This is a genomic window from Microbacterium sp. PAMC22086 (assembly GCF_019443525.1).
GTDB classification, from domain to species: Bacteria; Actinomycetota; Actinomycetes; order Actinomycetales; family Microbacteriaceae; genus Microbacterium; species Microbacterium maritypicum.
This window is the reverse complement of the sequence record NZ_CP080380.1, coordinates 32,234-52,154: the sequence shown is the minus strand read 5'-3', so window position 1 is coordinate 52,154 and position 19,921 is coordinate 32,234. Positions and strand designations below refer to the sequence as shown.

17 protein-coding genes are annotated in these 19,921 nt (G+C 68.7%); 8 read left to right on the top strand and 9 right to left on the bottom strand.

Features of this window, described 5'->3' with window-relative positions; genetic code table 11:
* Nucleotides 1-62: 62 nt before the first annotated feature.
* The 5 genes from KY497_RS00255 to KY497_RS00235 all read right to left on the bottom strand — a co-directional run bounded on the left by KY497_RS00255 (nt 63) and on the right by KY497_RS00235 (nt 4,667).
* Entirely contained in the window at nt 63-1,154 is a 1,092-nt protein-coding gene (locus tag KY497_RS00255; RefSeq protein WP_219869547.1) for an ABC transporter ATP-binding protein, read from the bottom strand.
* Nucleotides 1,151-1,945: an ABC transporter permease gene (locus KY497_RS00250; protein WP_127481893.1), complete on the bottom strand. Its 795-nt coding sequence runs from the start codon at nt 1,943-1,945 to the stop codon at nt 1,151-1,153. The genes KY497_RS00255 and KY497_RS00250 overlap by 4 nt, the downstream gene beginning before the upstream one ends.
* Complete coding sequence (locus KY497_RS00245; protein WP_218682361.1) at nt 1,942-2,880, bottom strand: ABC transporter permease subunit; 939 nt, start codon at nt 2,878-2,880, stop codon at nt 1,942-1,944. The genes KY497_RS00250 and KY497_RS00245 overlap by 4 nt, the downstream gene beginning before the upstream one ends.
* Nucleotides 2,877-4,016: an ABC transporter substrate-binding protein gene (locus KY497_RS00240; RefSeq protein WP_141386858.1), complete on the bottom strand. Its 1,140-nt coding sequence runs from the start codon at nt 4,014-4,016 to the stop codon at nt 2,877-2,879. Before KY497_RS00240 ends, KY497_RS00245 begins: the two co-directional genes overlap by 4 nt.
* A gap of 135 nt (nt 4,017-4,151) precedes the next feature.
* Nucleotides 4,152-4,667: a GNAT family N-acetyltransferase gene (locus KY497_RS00235; protein WP_141386907.1), complete on the bottom strand. Its 516-nt coding sequence runs from the start codon at nt 4,665-4,667 to the stop codon at nt 4,152-4,154.
* A gap of 66 nt (nt 4,668-4,733) precedes the next feature.
* Between KY497_RS00235 and KY497_RS00230 the strand changes: the two genes are divergently transcribed.
* Entirely contained in the window at nt 4,734-5,561 is an 828-nt protein-coding gene (locus KY497_RS00230; RefSeq protein WP_229778939.1) for a TSUP family transporter, read from the top strand.
* Between the two features lie 76 nt (nt 5,562-5,637).
* Here KY497_RS00230 and aspS read toward each other — a convergent pair whose 3' ends face one another.
* On the bottom strand, nt 5,638-7,419 hold the full coding sequence (gene aspS / locus KY497_RS00225; protein ID WP_141386857.1) for an aspartate--tRNA ligase: 1,782 nt from the start codon (nt 7,417-7,419) through the stop codon (nt 5,638-5,640).
* Nucleotides 7,420-7,562: 143 nt separating this feature from the next.
* Here aspS and KY497_RS00220 point away from each other — a divergent pair, with 143 nt between their 5' ends.
* Together KY497_RS00220 and KY497_RS00215 are read left to right on the top strand one after the other, a co-directional pair.
* The gene (locus tag KY497_RS00220) at nt 7,563-7,937 is read left to right on the top strand and encodes a DUF5684 domain-containing protein (protein WP_017828137.1); all 375 of its coding nucleotides are present in this window, start codon (nt 7,563-7,565) and stop codon (nt 7,935-7,937) included.
* Nucleotide 7,938: 1 nt separating this feature from the next.
* A complete protein-coding gene (locus KY497_RS00215; protein ID WP_219869546.1) occupies nt 7,939-8,571 on the top strand; it encodes a histidine phosphatase family protein in 633 nt (210 codons plus the stop codon).
* A 24-nt stretch (nt 8,572-8,595) separates the two neighbouring features.
* Here the strand turns inward: KY497_RS00215 and KY497_RS00210 are convergent, their stop codons facing one another.
* Entirely contained in the window at nt 8,596-9,552 is a 957-nt protein-coding gene (locus KY497_RS00210; protein ID WP_258185772.1) for an NAD(P)/FAD-dependent oxidoreductase, read from the bottom strand.
* A 6-nt stretch (nt 9,553-9,558) separates the two neighbouring features.
* On the opposite strand from KY497_RS00210, the gene KY497_RS00205 reads away from it, so the two are divergent.
* From KY497_RS00205 to ccsB, 5 genes are all read left to right on the top strand, one after another.
* Nucleotides 9,559-9,963, top strand: coding sequence for a MerR family transcriptional regulator (locus tag KY497_RS00205; RefSeq protein WP_141386855.1), 405 nt, complete (start codon nt 9,559-9,561; stop codon nt 9,961-9,963).
* A 62-nt stretch (nt 9,964-10,025) separates the two neighbouring features.
* On the top strand, nt 10,026-10,676 hold the full coding sequence (locus KY497_RS00200) for a TlpA disulfide reductase family protein (RefSeq protein WP_082524380.1): 651 nt from the start codon (nt 10,026-10,028) through the stop codon (nt 10,674-10,676).
* A gap of 16 nt (nt 10,677-10,692) precedes the next feature.
* Entirely contained in the window at nt 10,693-11,478 is a 786-nt protein-coding gene (locus tag KY497_RS00195; protein ID WP_017828142.1) for a cytochrome c biogenesis CcdA family protein, read from the top strand.
* Between the two features lie 82 nt (nt 11,479-11,560).
* A complete protein-coding gene (locus KY497_RS00190) occupies nt 11,561-13,345 on the top strand; it encodes a cytochrome c biogenesis protein ResB (RefSeq protein ID WP_141386905.1) in 1,785 nt (594 codons plus the stop codon).
* Between the two features lie 4 nt (nt 13,346-13,349).
* Nucleotides 13,350-14,324, top strand: coding sequence for a c-type cytochrome biogenesis protein CcsB (gene ccsB, locus KY497_RS00185; protein WP_141386854.1), 975 nt, complete (start codon nt 13,350-13,352; stop codon nt 14,322-14,324).
* 60 nt (nt 14,325-14,384) lie between these two features.
* On the opposite strand, the gene KY497_RS00180 is transcribed toward ccsB, so the two are convergent.
* Nucleotides 14,385-14,975, bottom strand: coding sequence for a 2'-5' RNA ligase family protein (locus tag KY497_RS00180; RefSeq protein WP_258185771.1), 591 nt, complete (start codon nt 14,973-14,975; stop codon nt 14,385-14,387).
* A 120-nt stretch (nt 14,976-15,095) separates the two neighbouring features.
* On the bottom strand, nt 15,096-19,856 hold the full coding sequence (locus KY497_RS16460; RefSeq protein ID WP_258185770.1) for a YhgE/Pip family protein: 4,761 nt from the start codon (nt 19,854-19,856) through the stop codon (nt 15,096-15,098).
* Between the last annotated feature and the right edge of the window lie 65 nt (nt 19,857-19,921).

The window sequence follows — 19,921 nt, the reverse complement described above, 5'->3', positions numbered from 1 at the left end:
AACCCCGCCCCTCGGGCCTCACGCTAGCGCTCGGCGAGGGTCCGGGGAAGAGCGAGGGGTCGTCAGCCGCGGGGATGAACCGCGACCGGCTCGGGAGCGATCGCGATGCGCACCCGATCACCGAACGCCGGGTGGGTTCCCGGGGCATGCTGCACGCGCACCAGCTCACCGGACTCGGTGCGCACGAGCGTGCGACGCATGCTCCCGAGGAAGGTGCTCTCCTCGACCAGGGCGTCGGCTGCGGCATCCTCCTCGGAAGCGAAGTAGACGTTCTCCGGTCGCAGGTACACATCGACCGGGCCGTCGGCCGGAGACTGCAGGGGAAGCCGCTGCCCCCACACCATGACGTGATCGCCCTCGGCGACCCCCGACACGACGCTGGACAGCCCGACGAAGGCGGCGACGCCGGCTGTGGAGGGCATCGTGTAGAGCTCCTCCGGCGATCCGATCTGCTCGATGCGGCCGGCGTTCATCACGGCGATCCGGTCGGAGACGGCCAGCGCCTCCTCCTGGTCGTGGGTGACAAAGACGGTCGTGATGCCGAGTCGCAACTGGATGCGGCGGATCTCGTCGCGCAGCTGGACCCGCACCTTCGCGTCGAGCGCGGAGAGCGGCTCGTCGAGCAGCAGCACCTTGGGCTCGGTCACCAGCGCACGTGCCAGCGCGACCCGCTGTTGCTGTCCGCCCGAGAGCTGGTGCGGGAACCGGTCGGCGAAGTCGGCGAGGCCGACCAGAGCGAGAGCATCGACGGCGCGGCGCGCTGCCTCGGCTTTGCCGATCCCGCGCCGGCGCAGGCCGAAAGCAGTGTTCTCAGCGACCCGCAGGTGCGGGAACAGCGAGTAGGACTGGAAGACCATCCCGATGTCGCGCTTGTTCGTGGGTACTCGCGAGACGTCACCACCGCCCAGGAGCACCGCACCCTCGTCGGCACCCTCGAGGCCTGCGAGCACCCGCAGCAGAGTCGTCTTGCCGCAGCCAGAGGGGCCGAGAAGGGAGACGAACTCACCGGGAGCGATGTCGAGATCGACCCCGTGCAGCACCCGGTTGCCGGCGTAGCTCTTGACGATCCCCTGCAGCTCGACGCGAGTGCCTTCACCCGCCTGGGCGAGCAGCAGGTTGTCCTTGGTGCGCGGCAGCGCGTGGTCGACGGTCATGAGCGGGCCTTTCCGGTGCCGCGCGCGACGCGGCCGATCAGGAGGAGCAGGAGGAACACGAACACCAGCGCGAGCAGGGTGAAGATGGCCGGCGCGTACGGATCCTGTTTGTTCACCACGACCATCGCGGTCTGGAACACCTGGCGGTTCAGGAGGGAGGCGATCGTGAACTCTCCGAGCACCACGGCGATGGAGATGAGGGATGCGGCGAGCAGCCCCTGGCGGAGGTTCGGGGCGAGCACTTTCAGCACGACCGTCGGCCAGCTCGCGCCGAGCGAACGTGCGGCCTCGGAGAGGGTGCGCAGGTCGGCGGCGTCGATCGATGCCTGGATCGACCGGAACGCGAACGGCAGCACGGTGATCCCGTAGGCGAACGCGAGCGTCCAGGTGCCGGTGCCGAACGCACGGCCGATCTGCAGGTAGATCGGGGCCAGCCCGACCACGAGCACGATCGCCGGGATCGAGATGGGCAGCAGCACCGCGAATTCGAAAGCGGGCTTGAGGTTCGGGAAGCGCAGGTTCACCAGGATCATCGTCGGCGCGAGCAGCAACAGCACGATCGCGACGGTGACGACGGCGAGCACCAGGGAGTTGCCCAACCCCGTCCAGATCGGCTTGAGCGTCGCCGCGGCCGCGGGGTCGAACAACGCGGTCCAGCGTGCGAACGACAGCCCGCCTTCTGGGTCGCGGAGGGTGAAGAGGAAAGTCGACACGAGGGGAACGGCGAAGAACGCACCGACCAGGATGCCGATGGCCCAGCGGGTCGCGAGAGAGGGGCCGAGTCGGTTCACGACTGCCACCTCGCTGCTCGTCGCTGCACGAAGGAGTAAAGCGCCATCACGATCCCGACGATCACGATCATGCCGAGCGCGAGAGCACCGGCGAGGTTCTCCCGTCCGAGCACGGTCTCACTCGTGAGGGCCGTGCGGATCTGCAGCGGCACGATCTGCGCACCCTGGCTGGCGAGGGCGGCGGCAGTGGCGTACGAGGAGAACGCGTTCGCGAACAGGAGCAGCAGGCTGGCGAGGAACGAGGGCGCGAGCACAGGGATGCCGATGCGCAGCCAGAAGCTCGCACGGGTGCCGCCGAGGGTGAGGTTCGCCTCGGCCCACTGCGGCTTGAGCGCGGCGAGGGCGGGCATGAAGGTGATGACCATCAGTGGTATCTGGAAGTAGAAGTAGGGGAGGACGAGGCCGGGCAGCTCGTAGAGCCACGTGCCGTTCTCGAAGATGTTGACGCCGAAGGACTCCTTCAGGAACACGGTGACGACGCCTTGGATACCGATGGTCGCGATGAAGGCGAATGCGAGCATGACGCCGCCGAACTGCGCGAGCACACCGGCTGCGGCGTCAACTGCCGAGCGCGTTCGGCTCTCGGGGTCCATGCCGAGCAGGGCGTAGCAGACGAGGGCGCCGACGATCGCGCCGACGAGGGCGGTGAGCAGCGAGAGTCCCGCCGAGTTCGCGAACGTGTTCAGCACGACGGGGTCGGCGAGGGCCGACAGGTTCGTCCAGGTGAAGGAGCCGTCCTTCGTGAAGAAGCCGGAACCGATCGACAGGATCGTCGGCACCGCCAGGAAGAGCACGACGTAGGCGGCGAAGGGGACGAGCCCGAGCCACGCGAAGGACGGAGCGGACCGCCGGGTCCTCGCGAGCGGCGAGGACCCGGCGGAGGTGGCGGGGGCGGATGCCGCGGCACCCGCCCCCGTTGCGGAAAGGGCGGTCACTGGACCGCCGAAGCCCACTTCTCGCCGAGCAGCGTGCCGGCGTTCGTCGACTGCTCCTCGGTCGGGACCACGGTCTCCTCAGGAGCCTCGGGGAGTGCGGCGGCGAGGTCGGCGTCGATCGTGCCGGCGTCGGTCATGGCCTCCATGCGCACCGGACGGGCGCCGCCCTTCAGCCAGAGGTTCTGCACCTCGTCGCTGTAGAGGAACTCCTGCCACAGACGTGCGGCAGCAGGGTGCGGGGCGTCGGCGTTGATGGCCTGGTTGTAGTACCCGGCGTAACCGGTGCCGTCGAACACGACGACCTTCCAGTCCTTGTTGTCCGCCGTGTGCGAGGCGTTCAGGTAGTCCCAGTCGAACACGACGGGGGTCTCGCCGCTCGCGATGGTCGCGGTCGTCACGTCGACCTTGAGCAGGTTGCCGGCCTTCTGCAGCTCGGAGAAGAAGTCGATGCCCGGCTGGAAGTCGTCGAGGGTGCCGTCGGACTGCACGGTGGCGAGTCCCACAGCTGCGAACGCGGCTCCGGCCTGGGTCGGGTCGCCGTTGATCGCGACCGCGCCCTTGTAGTCGGCCGAGAGCAGGTCGGAGAGCTCGGCCGGAGCGTCGAACTTCGACGAGTCATAGCCGATCGACATGTACCCGCCGTAGTCGCCGACGAAGAGACCGGTGGGCTCCTTCAGCTCCGCGGGGATGTCTTCCCAGGTCTGCACCTTGTAGGGAGCGAAGACATCCGTGTTCTGCAGGGCGACGGTGAGGCCGATGTCGAACACGTCGGGCGCGGTGTCCAGGCCCTCGTTCGTCTTCGCGGCCTGGATCTCCTCGGCGCTCGAGACGTCGGGGGACGCTTCGTTGATGGTGATCTCGGGGTACTTCTCGGCGAACAGATCGAGGATCTCGCCGTAGTTGGCCCAGTCGCGGGGCAGCGCGATGACGTTGAGCGAGCCCTCGGCCTTGGCCGCGGCCTCGAGATCGGCGAACGTGCCGAAGTCGGCGACCGAGGTCGCGGCGGAGGCGTCCACGTCGGAGCCGCCGGCGGCGGGCGCGTCGGTCGCGCCTGCGCAGGAGGTCAGCGCCAGTACGGCCGTGGTGGCAAGGGCGATGCCGGCGCCGATGCGCGCGCGGCGGGTGAAGCGAGCCATGAGTGTCCTCTCGGTGTCCGGCGCTGTGAGCCGGTTTCGGGTTGCGAGAGGACACTACGAGGCGGAGGTTGCCGCCCGTCGCGGGTCTGGTGAACGGATGGTGGCGAGGCGGTGGCCGAACAGGGCCACGGCGTCTCAGCCCTGCGGGACGCTGTACTTGAAGCCGCGGTGCGAGCCGACGTACCCCAGCCGCTCGTAGAAACGGTGCGCGTCGGTGCGGGAGGCGTCCGAGGTGAGCTGCACCATGCTCGCGCCGACCGCAGGGGCCGCCGCCTCCGACACCCAGCGCATCACGGCGGAGCCGATGCCCGACGAGCGCAGGCTGCTCTGCACGCGGACCGCCTCGACCAGCAGCCGTCGGGCGCCGCGACGTGCCATCCCGGGGATCGAGGTGAGCTGCAGCGTGCCGACGATCGCGCCGTCGTGCTCGACGACGAGCAGGTCGTTCGACGGTTCGGCCAGGATCTCGATGAGCCCCTGTCGATAGGCCGGTCGGTCCTCCTCGGAGGCCACATCGCCGCGGGCCGCGCTGATCGGGTCGTCGGCGAGCAGGGCGATCACGGCATCCGTGTCATCGACCGTGGCACGCCGCAGGAGCGCCGTCCCGATGCGCGATTCGAAAGAGTGGGGCAGCGGGAGGGCGTCGAGCATGGCTCCAGTCTGCCAGCGCACGGAGCGGATGCCGGAGCGGCGTCCACTCTCTGGAATCATGGCGAGGTGGATATCGGCGCCGTGCTCGGTCTGGAGCAGCTCACGTGGGGGATGCTCCTGCTCGTCGTCGTCGCTGCGTTCTGCGCCGGCTGGATCGACGCCGTCGTCGGCGGGGGAGGACTGCTGCAGCTGCCCGCGCTGCTGCTGATCCCCGGTATCTCGCCGGTGCAGGCCCTCGCGACGAACAAGCTCGCTTCGGTCTTCGGCACCGCGACCAGCAGCGCCACCTACTATCGGCGCGCGAAACCCGACATCCGCACCGCCGTGCCGATGGCGATCGTCGCACTGATCGGCTCGTTCGGGGGAGCGGCCGTCGCGACGGTGCTGCCGCCGGCCGCCTTCAAGCCGATCATCGTGATCGCCCTGCTCGTGGTGGCGTTGTTCACCGCGTTCCGGCCGCAGATGGGGGCGGCGACCCAGCTGCGGTTCCACGGGCACAAGCACCACATCATGGCGGGCGCGGCAGGAATCGGCATCGGCTTCTACGACGGGATGATCGGTCCGGGCACGGGCACCTTCCTCGTCATCACGCTCGTCGCACTGCTCGGCTACGACTTCCTGCAGGCCAGCGCCAAGGCAAAGATCGTCAACCTCGCCACGAACGCGGGCGCACTGATGCTGTTCATCCCGCACGGTGCCGTGCTGTGGCTGCTCGGCGGTATTCTCGCCGTCGCGAACGTCGCGGGCAGCTACCTGGGGTCGCGGATGGCGATCTCCCGCGGGACCACGTTCATCCGGGTCGTCTTCCTCGTGGTCGTGATCGTCCTGATCGGCAAGCTCGGCGTCGACGTCTGGACCGAGAACATCCTCCCCGCCTTCGCATCACTCGGCTGAACGACCGAAAACGCCCGGGTCGCACGAGTCCGAGGACTGCGTGCGACCCGGGCGTGAGTCCGCGTGGCGGTGGGCGTCAGGCCTCGTCGTCCTCGGGCTCGTAGTCGACGCCGGCCTCGGCGCGCTGCGCGTCGGTGATGGGCGCCGGAGCGGAGGTGAGCGGGTCGAAGCCGTTGCCCGACTTCGGGAAGGCGATGACCTCGCGGATCGACTCGGTCTTGGTCAGGTGCTGCAGCACGCGGTCCATGCCGAGCGCGATCCCGCCGTGGGGCGGGGCACCGAACTTGAACGCGTCGAGCAGGAAGCCGAACTGCTCGTCGGCCTGCTCGTCGCTGATGCCCATGACCTCGAACACGCGCTTCTGCACGTCTTCGCGGTGGATGCGGATCGAGCCGCCACCGAGCTCCGAGCCGTTGCACACGATGTCGTACGCGTAGGCGAGGGCCGATCCAGGGTCGGTGTCGAACGTGTCCTGGAACTCGGGCTTGGGGCCGGTGAAGGCGTGGTGCACGGCCGTCCAGGCGCCCGCGCCGACGGCGACGTCACCGGAGGCCACGGCGTCGGCTGCCGGCTCGAACATCGGAGCGTCGACGACCCAGGTGAAGGCGAATTCATCGGGGTTCAGGTAGCCGAGGCGGCGGCCGATCTCGACGCGCGCGGCACCGAGCAGCGCACGGCTCTCCTTGGTGGAACCGGCGGCGAAGAAGACGCAGTCGCCGGTCTCGGCACCGACGAGCTCGGCGAGTCCGGCCTGCTCGGCCTCGGACAGGTTCTTCGCGGCAGGGCCGCCGAGCGTGCCGTCCTCGGTGAACAGCACGTAGGCGAGGCCGCGGGCGCCGCGCTGCTTGGCCCAGTCCTGCCAGGCGTCGAGCTGCTTGCGGGGCTGCGAGGCGCCACCGGGCATGCGCACCGCGCCGACGTACTCCGCCTGGAAGACGCGGAACGGGGTGTCCTTGAAGTACTCGGTCGCCTCGACGAGCTCGAGTCCGAAGCGCAGGTCGGGCTTGTCGGAGCCGTACTTGGCCATGGCGTCGGCGTAGGTCATGCGCGGCAGGGGCGTGGCCACCTCGACACCGATCGTCGCCCACATCGCCACGATGAGCGACTCCATGAGCGTGATCACGTCTTCCTGGTCGACGAAGCTCATCTCGATGTCGAGCTGCGTGAACTCCGGCTGACGGTCGGCGCGGAAGTCCTCGTCGCGGTAGCAGCGGGCGATCTGGAAGTACTTCTCGACGCCACCGACCATCAGCAGCTGCTTGAACAGCTGCGGCGACTGCGGTAGGGCGTACCAGCTGCCGGGGCTCAGGCGAGCTGGCACCAGGAAGTCGCGCGCGCCTTCTGGCGTGGAGCGCGTGAGGGTGGGCGTCTCGACTTCGGTGAAGTCGTCGGCGTGCAGCACGTCGCGGATCGCCTTGTAGACGTTCGAGCGCAGGCGCAGAGCGGATGCGGGGGCCGGACGACGCAGGTCGAGGTAGCGGTACTTGAGACGGGCTTCCTCGCCCACGGTCTCGGTGTCGGCGAGTGCCGTGGAGACCTGGAAGGGGAGGGGAGCGGACTCGTTCAGCACCTCGACGTCGGTCGCGATGAGCTCGATCTCGCCGGTGGGGAGGTTCGGGTTCGCGTTGCCATCGGGGCGCAGCGACACCTCGCCGGTCACCTTCAGCACGAATTCGTTGCGCAGCGGGTGCGCGATCTCCTCGTCGCGGATGACGACCTGAGCGATGCCGGAGGCGTCCCGCAGATCGATGAAAGCGACTCCTCCGTGGTCACGACGGCGATCGACCCAACCCGAGAGGGTGACGGTCTGACCGATGTGCTCGGCTCGCAGAGAGCCTGCCGAGTGGGTGCGAAGCACGGAGTATTCCTTCTGATCTGGGAAATGGGGAACCCGCCCATTCTACGGGGGCGGACGGGAGGTCATCGGCCCCGTCGGCGGCGTCCGGGGCGGCATATCAGTAGGATCGCCACGACACAGCTCTTACACAGAAAGGATGCACCGTGGACAACAACGGCATCGCCGATCTCTACGCATCGATCTTCTCCGGTACTACGGGCCTGATCGCGCTCGTCTTCTACATCCTCGTCGCCATCGGGCTGTGGAAGGTGTTCACGAAGGCCGGATACCCCGGCATCCTCGCGATCATCCCGATCGTGAACCTCGTCTTCCTGGTGAAGATCGCCGGAATGTCCGGCTGGTTCGCACTGCTGTACCTCATCCCGGTCGCGAACCTGATCCTCGCGATCATCGTCGCGTTCAAGCTCGGTGAGCGCTTCAACAAGGGCGGGCTCTTCTCGTTCTTCCTGCTTTTCCTCTTCCCGTACATCGGGTACCTGATCCTCGGCTTCGGGGATTCGCGCTACAGCAAGGCGTGACATGACGGCGTCCCGGTGGTTGCACCTCGTCCGACACGGCGAGGTGCACAATCCAGCCCGCGTGCTCTACGGTCGTCTTCCCGACTACCACCTGAGCACGGCGGGCCGGGGGATGGCCGCAGCGGCGGCCGACCACGTGGCCTCGCTCGAGCGTCCCGTGCGCGCGCTGTACTCCTCGCCGCTGGAGCGTGCGCAGGAGTCGGCCGAGCCGTTCGCGGAGCGCTTTGACCTCGTGCCCGAGGTCGACATCCGCCTGATCGAGCCGACCAACGTGTTCGAGGGGACGCAGATGCGCCGTTCCCTGATGAACCCGCTGAACTGGTGGCACCTGCGCCAGCCGTCCGTTCCCAGCTGGGGTGAGCCGTATTCCTCCATCGCGGAGCGGATGCTCGGCATCATGGACGAAGCGTGGGATGCGGCACCGGACGGCGACGTCGTGATGGTCTCGCACCAGGCACCGATCTGGATCACCCACCTCCGGGTGGCGGTCCTGCCCTTGCAGCACGACCCGCGCACGCGTCGCTGCGCCCTGTCGAGTGTCACCTCGTTCGAGCGCGTCGGCGACGTCTGGCGAGAGGTCGCCTACGCCGAGCCCGCCGCGACCGGCGGCGCCGTGGACGTCGGCGCGGTCTGAGCCGGTCCTCGCGACGCGCCCCGCTCAGTGCTCGGCGGCCAGGAGTGACTGGATGATGCCGACCGCGGCCAGCTGACCGGCGGCGGCCGCCAGCAGCACGGATGCCATCGGGCCGGGAAGGGTCGCACGGTGGGCGAGATCGCCCGCGGCGAAGACCCCGGGGAGCGAGGTGCGTCCGAACTCGTCGATCTCGATGCAGCCGGACTCGAGCATCTGCAGGTCGAGCTGCGCGACCAACGGTGACCGCTGGCGCATCGATCCCGCCGCGACGAAGATGCCGTCGACCACGCGCTCATCGTGGTGGGTGCGGATGCGCACGCCTCCGTCGACCTTCTCGAGGGAGGAGACAGGGGCAGGGCTCACCCGCACGCCCTTCGCCTCGAGCATCTGGATGTCTTCGTCGGCGAACATCTCCCCGACGGGGAACACGGTGACGTCGCCGACGATCCTTCCCAGCAGGCCGATGAGGTGCGCGGCCCGAGGTGCGGCGCCGAGGATGGCGATCGGTCTTCCCGCGTGCTCGTGTCCGTCGCAGAACTGGCAGCTGAACGCGAGTGTGCCCCACAGGTCCTGCAGGCCGGGGACGTCGGGAAGCTCGTCGGCGACGCCCGTGGCGAGGATGACCTGGCGCCCCTCGACCACGGAGCCATCGGAGATGCCGAAGACGAAGGCGTCCTCGTCGCCCGAGATGCTCATCGCTGCGGCGTCGCGGATCTCCACGTCGTCGTAGGCGGAGAGCTCTGCCCGTGCGGTCGCGCGGAGCTGGGCGGGGGCGGTGCGGTCCGCGCCGATCATGTTGTGCATGTGCAGGACGGTGCCGTTGCGGTACTCGCCCGAGTCGAGGAGCAACGTGGAGCGGTGCATCCGCCCGAGGGTCAGAGCGGCCTGCAGTCCTGCCGGTCCTGCGCCGATCACGATGGAGTCGTACATGGTGGTCCTTCCGATGACGTTGTTGCGTTCCTCGTCAGTCTGTGACTTCATGTCAACATGAAGTCAAGCGATGCGCACCCCTGGTCCGTCGGCGACGTGGCCGCCCGCGTCGAACTGCCCACGAACGTGCTGCGGCACTGGGAATCGGTGGGTCTGCTCCGGCCGCCTCGAGACTCCGCGGGGCGCCGGCGCTACGGCGAAGACGAGGTCGTGCGCATCGCCGTGATCCAGCGCAGCAAGGCCGCGGGGATGACGCTCGAACAGATCGGGGTGCTGCTCGACGACGGCAGCGCCGGGCGGCACCAGGTGCTGCAGCAGCATCTGGAGGACATCGATCGGCGTATGGAGGAGATGCGCCGATCCCGCGAGATGACCGAGCACGCGATGGGCTGCCGGGCGCACGACATCGCCACCTGCCCGCGGTTCCGTGCGGGTGTGGACGACGTTCTGGCACGCTTCTGAGACCCTCGGCGAGGCGCCCGTTTCCGGCTCGCGCATAGGATCCTCTGCGTAAACTCGGAGTCGTGCCAAGCGATTCGACGGTCCGTCAGATCCGCAGCGGCCGCTCCTCCCGCACCCGGCGTTCGCGTCGTGCGGTCGGTGCCGCGCTCGCTGCGGTGCTCGCCATCGGCTTGAGCGCCTGCGCTCCCGATCCGGTGAGCGAATCGTTCCTGAACGGCGAGAATACGGGCTATGTCGCCGCCGACGGTGCCATCGTCGAGATCCCGGTCTCCGAGCGCGGCGAACCCGTCGTGTTCAGCGGGGTGACCGAGGAGGGCGAGAAGTTCGACAGCGCCGACATCGCCGGACAGGTCGCGGTCGTGAACTTCTGGTACGCCGGCTGTGCGCCGTGCCGCCTCGAGGCTGCCGACCTGGAAGCGGTGTGGCAGGACTTCAGCGATGAGGACGTCGCGTTCGTCGGCATCAACACCCGCGACCAGGCGGACACCGCTGTGGCCTTCGCGAACGAGTACGGCGTCACCTACCCCAGCCTGATCGATGTCGACACCGCCCAGGCCAAGCTCGCCTTCGCGAAGGAGACCCCGATCGCTGCGACGCCGACCACACTCGTGCTCGACAAGCAGGGCCGGGTCGCTGCCCGCATCATCGGCCCGATCGACGGCAAGTCGATCCTCTCCACGCTCGTCAAGGACGCCCTGGCGGAGGACTCGTGACCATCAGGGGAGCCTTGTGAACCCCGAAGCGATCATCGGCTCCGGGGCCCTCTGGATCGCGATCCCGGTCGCGATGCTCGCGGGACTCGTCTCTTTCCTCTCCCCGTGCGTGCTCCCCCTCGTTCCCGGCTACCTCGGTTTCCTCGGCGGCGCCGTCGCACCTCGGTCGACCGCTGCTGCCGGTGCGGAAGGCGGGACGACGACGCAGACCACCGAGACCGCGACGCGAGGGCGACTCGTCGGGGGCGTGCTGCTGTTCATCCTCGGGTTCACGATCGTCTTCATCCTCTACACCGTGCTGGGCGGAACGGCCGGGGTCTTCCTGCTGCAGTGGGGCGACCTGATCACGCGCATCCTGGGGGTCGTGATCATCGCGATGGGGCTGGTGTTCCTCGGGCTCTTCGGTTTCGCGCAGAAGGAGTTCCGCTTCCACGTCGACTCGAAGGTCGGCGTCGTCGGAGCCCCGCTCCTCGGTATCGCGCTCGGCATCGGATGGGCTCCCTGCATGGGCCCGACGCTCGCGGCGATCCTCGCGCTGTCGTTCAACGCCGGTGATCCTGTGCGGGCGGGCTTCCTCGGTCTCGCCTACTCTCTCGGCCTCGGCATCCCCTTCCTGCTCGTCGCCCTCGGCTTCGGTTGGGCCACGAAGGCGATCGGTTTCCTGCGTCGGCACATCCGGGTGGTCAACATCATCGGTGGCGTGATGCTTCTCCTCCTCGGCGTGCTGATGGTCACCGGGCTCTGGACCGACATCATGTCGAGACTGACGGCGGTGATCGGCAGTGTCATCCTCCCGCTCTGACGATCCGGAGGTGGGCGCGCGACCCGATTCCCGTCCCGACAAGCCCACCCGTCCCGAGAAGAACCCCCGCACTGAGAAGGCCATGACCAAGAACAAGGGTGCCGCGAACAGCGACTCCAGCGATCCGCTCCGTCCGTCGGACCACGTCGACGGCGACGACTCGATCACCCAGCCGCGGCTCGGGTTCGTCGGCTGGCTGCGCTGGGGGTGGCGTCAGCTGACCTCGATGCGCACGGCGCTCATCCTGCTGCTCGTGCTCGCGATCGCCGCGATCCCCGGCTCGATCTTCCCGCAGCGGATGGCCGACCCGAACGGCGTCACGCAGTGGGAGCGCGACAACCCCGACCTCTTCCCGGTGCTCGACGGGCTGAAGCTGTTCGACGTGTACCTGTCGCCGTGGTTCTCGGCGATCTACCTGCTGCTGTTCGCCTCGCTCGTCGGCTGCGTGATCCCGCGCATCAAGCACCACGCCAAGGCGCTGCGTGCGCGCCCGCCGCGCACCCCCGCGCGACTGCAGCGGCTCGAGGACTACCACACGGTCACTCGGGACCCTGCGGCAGACTCCGGCACGAAGACCGGCGATGCCGAAGCCGAGGCCGCCGCATCGATCGACGTCGCCACGAAACAGCTCAAGGCTCTCGGCTACCGTGTGGAGCGCTACGACCGCGGCCGCACGTTCTCGGTCTCCGCTGAGCGCGGCTACTGGCGCGAGACCGGCAATCTGCTCTTCCACCTCGCGCTCGTGGGGGTGCTGGTCACGGTCGGTATCGGGGGCGGGTTCTCGTACACCGGTCAGCGCGTGCTCGTCGAGGGGGAGACCTTCGCCAACACGCTCCTCGACTACGACTCGATGAACCGCGGACGCTTCGTAAGCGACGACGCGTTCTCTCCGTACTCGATGCGCCTCGACTCCTTCGATGTGACGTACCAGCCGTTCGGTGAGCCCGGCTCCGGGCAGGCCGGAGACTTCTCTGCCAACGTCACGGTGCAGGAGAACGGCGAGGAGCGCACCGGCTCGGTCAAGGTCAACGAGCCCCTCGGTGTCGCCGACGATGACGTGTTCCTCCTCGGCAACGGCTACGCGCCGACCGTGACCGTGCGTGACCCCGAGGGCAACGTGGTGTTCACCAACAGCACGCCGTTCCTTCCTCAGGACAACAACATGACCTCGCTCGGTGTGCTCAAGGTGCCGGACGGGCTTGCGGAGCAGGTCGGACTCGTCGGGTTCTTCTACCCGACCACGGGCGTGCTCGAGAGCGGTGCGTTCTTCTCCGCATACGGCGACCTCACGAACCCGACGCTCACTCTCGACGTGTACACCGGAGACCTCGGGATCAACGAGGGGGTGCCGCGTTCCGTCTACGTGCTTGACACCACGGGGATGACCAAGCTCACGGGCCGCACCACCGACGTCGAGTCGATCGAGCTGGCACCGGGGCAGACCGCACAGCTGCCGAACGGCCTCGGCTCGGTGACCTTCGAGGACGAGTCTCCGGCCGGCGCAGCGGACGCCTCCCAGTCGGTGAAGCGCTTCGCCTCGCTGCAGATCCACCGCGACGAGTCCGGCGTGTGGGTGCTCGGTTTCGCGCTGCTCGCACTCGGCGGTCTCATGATCGCGCTGTTCGTGCCGCGTCGCCGTGTGTGGGTCAAGGCCACAGCGCACGACGGCGAGATCGCCCTCGAGTACGCCGCGCTCGCCCGAGGCGAGGACCCGACCCTCGCCGCAGCCGTGGAAGACCTCGTCGCAGGGCACGCCCGACTGCTCGACGCGGCCGGAGGCACCACGGCGCGCCCCACGATCGATGACACCGCGGACGAGTCCGCCGAGCCGGAAGCCCCGGCAACCGACACCCGGAAAGTAGACTGACACCATGCTCGAGCTCAACGTGATCTCGCCTGTCCTGCTCTGGACGGCGATCGCGATCTATGCGGCGGCCTTCGTTGCCTACGCCTTCGATCTCGCACGGCGCTCGCAGGCGACAGCCGACGCGCAGAACGTCCGCGAGTCGGTGCTCGTCGGAGCGGGTGGCGCAAGCACCACCGCATCCGCACCCGCGTCTGGTTCCGGTACCGCCCCGCAGCGATTCGTGATGGCCCGGATCGGCACCTCGCTCACCGTGCTCGGGTTCCTCTTCCACCTCGCCGCTGCGATCACCCGTGGCATCGCGGCCGGACGAGTCCCGTGGGCCAACCTGTACGAGTTCGCCATGATGGGCACGCTGCTCATCATCGCGGTGTTCCTCGTCGTGCTCACCCGCATCGACCTGCGGTTCCTCGGCACGTTCATCACGGGCCTCGTCGTAGTGCTGCTCGGCCTCGGGGCGACCAACTTCTACGTCGACGTCTCACCGCTGATGGACCCGCTGAAGAGCGTGTGGCTCGTCATCCACGTGTTCGTGGCCTCGCTCGCGACCGCGTTCTTCGCTCTCGCGTTCGCGCTCTCGGTGATCCAGCTCATGCAGTCGCGCCGCGAGCGACTCCTCGGCGAGAACGCCACGAAGACCGGTCCCGGCTTCCTCCGCACCTTCCCGAACGCGGTGCGCCTGGAGAGCCTGGCGTACATGTTCACGATCATCGGCTTCATCCTCTGGACCTTCACGCTCATCGCCGGGTCCATCTGGGCCTACTACGCCTGGAGCCGCTTCTGGGGCTTCGACGTGAAGGAGACCTGGACCTTCGTGATCTGGGTCATCTACGCCGGATACATCCACGCCCGCGCGACCCGCGGCTGGCGCGGCAACCCCTCGGCGTGGCTGGCGATCGTCGGATTCTCGGCCGTGATCTTCAACTTCACGATCGTGAACGTCTTCTTCAAGGGCCTGCACGCCTACTCCGGCCTGAGCTGAGCTGAGCTGAGCTGAGCCGACCCGCGGTGCCACCAGCGTCGCGGAGGCGGCTTACTCGGGTTAGCCACGCAGCGGGAGGACCTCGGCGTGCTCGATGCCGTCCTGGTACCAGACCAGTTCGGCCTCGATGATCGTCTCGAAAGGCTCGGGCTCGAAGGGTCGTGACTCGGCTTGTGCGAAGCGCGACCACTCGGCTCCGTCGAGGGTCTTGCCGTAGAGCACCGACAGGTGGAACGTCCAGTCCTCCAGAGGCAGCTCGCCGATACGACGGAAGTCCGTGGCATCCAGTGCGGTGGTCAGTGACGAATACGCCGACACGAGCGAGGGGCTGCGGGCGAGGCGCACGATCAGGATCTGCCAGGGCACGGGGAACTCGTCGACGGCTTCGGCGATGACCTCGATCGGGGCCTGCCGCGCTGCCCACGAGCGGATCAGCCCGGTGAGTGCCTCGCGTCGCTCGGGCTCGTAGAACCCCCGCAGTGTGACGTGCCCGGTGTGCGGGCGCCGTGCCGGGACGCCGAGGCGGGAGACGGCGGCATCCTGGACATCGCGATAGACCGTGCCGACCGCCGCGGTGGGCCGGAGTACGAGGTACTGCTGTCCCTCCAGGCTCGCGAGTTGGTCGGGGGTGTCCATGAACGGCCGGCGCATGTCAGGAGCCTAGGACGCGTTGTGAGGGTGCGAAACCGGAGGCTGACACACGAACGGCCCGGTGCGTCATACTTCGACGCGCCGGGCCGGCGTGGATGGTCTTCGCTGCGGGGGGAGGAGTCAGGCCGTGGCCACGACCGCCTTGGCCGAGGTCGTGCGCCGCAGCGTCACGGCGAGGGTCGTGGCCACGAGAGACAGCACGCCCCAGACGACCAGAGCGGCGACCGCCGAGCCGCTGGCGGTGATCAACCCCGCGAAGGCCGGAGCCGTCGGGAGGGCGGACCCGATACCGGCGAGCCAGCCGGGCACCGTCGAGACCAGACCCGTCGCGACCGCGAGCACTCCGACCAGGGCCGAGATCCAGCGTCCGATCCCGCCAAACAGGGCGACGAGCGCCTGGTTCACGGCGGCGAACACGACACCGGCGAGCACGGCGGTACCTGCGAAGGCCCACCAGGTGCCGGCGTCGTAGCTCGCCACGACCTGCACGATCAGCGACACCAGCAGTCCCTGACCCGCGCCGATCAGTGCCGCGGGAGCGAACGCCCGCAGCGTGAGCGTGGCCGACGACCGGCGAGAGGTGAGCGTGCGTGCCGTGTGGGCACGCATCACCACGAAGGTCGCGAGTCCGCCGAACCAGAGCACCACCGCCGCGAGCAGCGGGATGGCGGTCGGGCCGAAGATCGTGTTGATCGACGAGTTCGACGACACCGGGTCTGCGATCACCGAGGCGAGAGACTTCGACTCGGTGTCGCTGAACGAGGGGAGCGAATCGGATGCCGTGCGCAGCCCGCCGGCGAGGTCACCCGTACCGGTCGCCAGGGTGTCGAGCCCGGTCGTGAGCTCGGTGGCACCATCGGCGAGAGCGGTCGCTCCGCTGGAGAGCTGGGTCGCACCGGAGGCGAGGCCACGGGCTCCGGCGGCGGATGCGCCGATGCCCTGGTCTGCGAGCTGAGTGAGGCCGGAGGACAGCTGGGTGGCGCCCGCACCGGCCTGGGTCATGCTGGACACCAGGGTGTCGAGCGTTCCAGGGATGGCGGCGACTCCGGGGGCGGCGCCCGTGAGGTATCCGGAGGCCGTTCCGGCGGAGGCCGCCAGAGTCTGCGAAGCCGTAAAGGCATCGGCGACGCTCTTGCAGAACTTCGGGCCGGAGACGGCGGGATCGCAGGATGCAGCGAGCGCGCCGAGGCTTCCCGCGAGAGCCTTCGACTGGGTGGCTGCGTCCTGCGCCGAGGCGGTACCGGTCTGAACCGCGCTCATGGCATCCTTCAACCCGCCGACGTTTTCTCCGACCTTCGTGGCCCCGGCGGTCAGTCCGGCCCCGATCGCACCCGCACCGGCGGCCGCCTCACGCGTCTTGCCCGCGATCGTGTCGAGGCCCGATGCGAGAGACGATGCACCCGTCCCGAGCTCACCTGCCCCGGAGGCCAGCTTCGTGGCGCCGTCGGGGATCGCGGCGGCTCCAGTGGCGGCATCCCGCGCCCCGTTCGCGAGCTTCACCGCGCCGTCTGCCGCATCGCCGATCTGGTCGCCGATGGTGGTGAAGCCGACCAGGATGTTCTCGGTCGTCGCCTCGGAGAGCATCGTGCCCATGGTCGACGCGGCGACATCGGCGAGCTGACCCGTGATGAGGTCGTCGGCGACGAGTCCGTCCTTCGGCGTGGTCACCGTGATGGTGGCCTGCTCGGCCTTGCCTCCACCGTCGGAGATCGCGGTGCCGGCCGAGGTGGCGGCGGTCGAGAAGTCCTCGGGGATCGTGATGACGGCCTGGTAGGAGCCGTCGGCGAGTCCGTCGGCCGCGTCGTCCTTGTTCGAGATCACCCAGGTGAGGTTCGAGTCGAGGTCGTCTGACCCCTCCACGAGACCCGCGGCGAGCTGGCGCCCGAGCGGAGTCATCTGCCCGTCGATGGTCACAGGCTCGTCGAGATTGACGATGGCCGCGGTCATGGAGTCGAGGCGCTCCGTCGGGTTCTGCAGGGCCGCGACCAGGATGCCGCCGACCGCCGCCGGCAGCAGCAGCACGCCGAGGATGGTCAGCCACGTGATGGGCTTGCGGGAGCGCGCGCGCTCGATGGGGAGGGTCATGCGGTCACCTCGGTGGATTCTGCGGCGCTCCGGCGAGGAGCACGCGTGTCGAGAGTCTGTGCGTCGGGCCATCCGGCCTCGGCGAGGGTGGTCCGTGCCGAATCGGCGTCGGAGGCAGTGGCGAACACCGCGAGCGTGCGGGAGGCCGCGGCATCGCGCAACATCGCTGTCGCCTGGTCCCGCGGGCCACCGCTCAAGCGGTCGATCCCGTCGATCACGACGATCTGCGACTTTCCGCGCAGGGCTTCGGCGAGGTCGCCGAGCGCGGCATCCGCATCGTCGACCAGTACGCAGCCGACGTGAGAGCGCACCCAGGCGGCGCGTCCGGGGAGCAGGTGCCCCGCGACTCTGAGCTTGCCGTCCGCGGGGGTCAGGCGTCCCGCGATCGTCAGGGCCAGAGCCCGGCGGGTGCGCACGTCGCCACCGGTCGCGATCACGGCACCGCCCGCGGGGATCCGCACCGAGAGACCCTCGATGAGCGGCGCATCGGCGCTGATCTCGAGGTCGTCGGCGGCGACGATCGACCCGTCGCCTGGCCATGCGGCCAGGTGTCGTTCGCGTTCGACGGCCTCGCCCTCGACGTCGACGCGGGGGGATCTTCTCCAGCCAGCGCGGGAGCTCCCAGGCGCGTTCGCCCAGGATCGCCATGAGCGCGGGGATCAGCGTCATCCGCACCAGGAAGGCGTCGAAGGCGATGCCGGCGGCGAGGCCGAGCGCGATCGGCTTGAGCGACGAGTCGCCCTCGGGGACGAACGCGACGAACACCGCGAACATGATGAGCCCGGCTGCGGTCACGACCTTCGCCGAGCCGGTGAAACCGCTGCGCACGGCCCGGAGCGCGGCGGCCCGCCGGGTGGCACGGTTCGGGCTCGTCGCATCCTTGTCGTGCACGAAGTCCTCGCGCATGCGGGAGACGAGGAAGACCTGGTAGTCCATGGCCAGACCGAACAGCACGCCCATCAGGATGATCGGCATGAAGCTGATGATGGGCCCGACCTTGGCGACGTGCAGCAGGTCGGCGAACCATCCCCATTCGAACACCGCCCCGACCACGCCGAAGGCGGCGACGATCGAGAGCAGGTATCCGGCCGCAGCCGTGATCGGCACCCACAGCGAGCGGAACACGATGGTCAGCAGGATCAGCGAGAGGCCGATCACGAAGATGCCGAACGGCAGCAGCGCGTTGCCGAGCTGGTCGGAGATGTCGATCCCGACGGCGGTGAAGCCGGTGACCTTGAGGTCGATGCCGAACTCGTCGAGCCACTCGTCGTGGTGGCTGCGCAGCTCACGCACGAGGTCGGCCGTCGCCGGATCGTCGGGTGCGGTCTCGGGGATGATCTGCACGATGCCGGTGTCGGCGGTCTCGTTCGGCGTCGCGAGGGCGACCTTCTTCACGCCGGGGACCTTCGCGACCGCGTCGCCGAGGTCTTCCATCAGAGTGAGCGGGTCGGTGGAGGTGACGATCGTGCCGGTGAGGATCAGCGGACCGTTGAACCCGGGTCCGAACTGCTCGCCGACGAGGTCGTAGTTCTGCCGGGCTTCGGCGTCCTTCGGCAGCACGCCGGCGTTGGGGAGGGCGAGGTCGAGGCTCAGCGCGGGCACGGCCACGATCCCGAGCCCGAGGACGACGGCGAGCGACACCAGCACCGGGTGCTTCATGACGCCCCCGACCCAGCGGGCGCTGCCCTTCGCCGGGGCCGTGACGGGCTTCGGCTCCTCCGACGCATCGGATGCCGCGCTCTTCTTCGTCTTCGGCGCCTTGACCTTCTTCGGGCGACCGACGACCTTGCCCTTCATGAATCCGAGCAGAGCGGGGGTAAGGGTGACGGCGATCGCGACGGCGACGGCGACGGCGGCAGAGGCCGCGATACCCATGGTGGTGAGGAACGGGATGCCGGCGAAGCCGAGGCCGATCAGTGCGATGAGCACGGTGACGCCGGCGAAGACGACGGCCGATCCGGCGGTACCGACGGCACGGGATGCCGATTCCTCCGGATCCACGCCCTCTCGCACCTGGTCCTGATGTCGCGCCATGATGAACAGCGCGTAGTCGATGCCGACCGCGAGTCCCAGCATGAGCGCCAGCAGCGGGGTGGTCGAGGAGACGGTGGCGAAGGCGGTCGCGGTGAAGATGCCGGCCATCGAGATGCCCACGCCGAGGATCGCGGTGAGCAGGGGGAGCCCGGCCACCACGAATGAACGGAACGTGACGATGAGCACGAGGAGCGCGATGAGGAGCCCGACCGCCTCGGTGAGGGTGACGCCGGGGATCGAGATCGCGAAGAGGTCGCCGCCGAGCGAGGTCTGCGAGCCGGAAGGAAGCACGGAGTCGAGGTCGCTCACGGCCGAGCGCAGCGCATCCTTCGTCGTGTCCGAGACGTCGGTGGCCTCGCCGTCGAACTGCACGCGCACGATGGCCGCCGTGTCGTCCTCGTTGATCATGCCCTTGACCATCTCGTCATAGGGCGAGGTGGCGGCGAGCACGCCGTCGAGGTCGCCCAGCTCGTCGACGGCGTCCTCGATGTGTTCCCGGTAGTCGTCATCCGTGATCTTGTCGCCGTCGGCGGCGACCACGATGAACTGCGCATTCGTGCCACTCACCTGCGGGAACGAACGGGAGAGCTGCTCGAGACCGGCCTGCGATTCGGTTCCGGGGATGGAGAACGTGTTGTCTGTTCCCGCTCCCAGCACGAGAGCCCCGGCGCCGGCGATGCCGAGCGCGAGCAGCCAGGACACGAGGACTCGCCACGGGTGCCGGAAGGACCAGCGTCCGAGCGAGGACAGGAGTGTGGACACGCGATCCTCCGAGGGGTGCGGGGTGGATACACAGGTGTATCCGATACATAGATGTATCGTAAGGT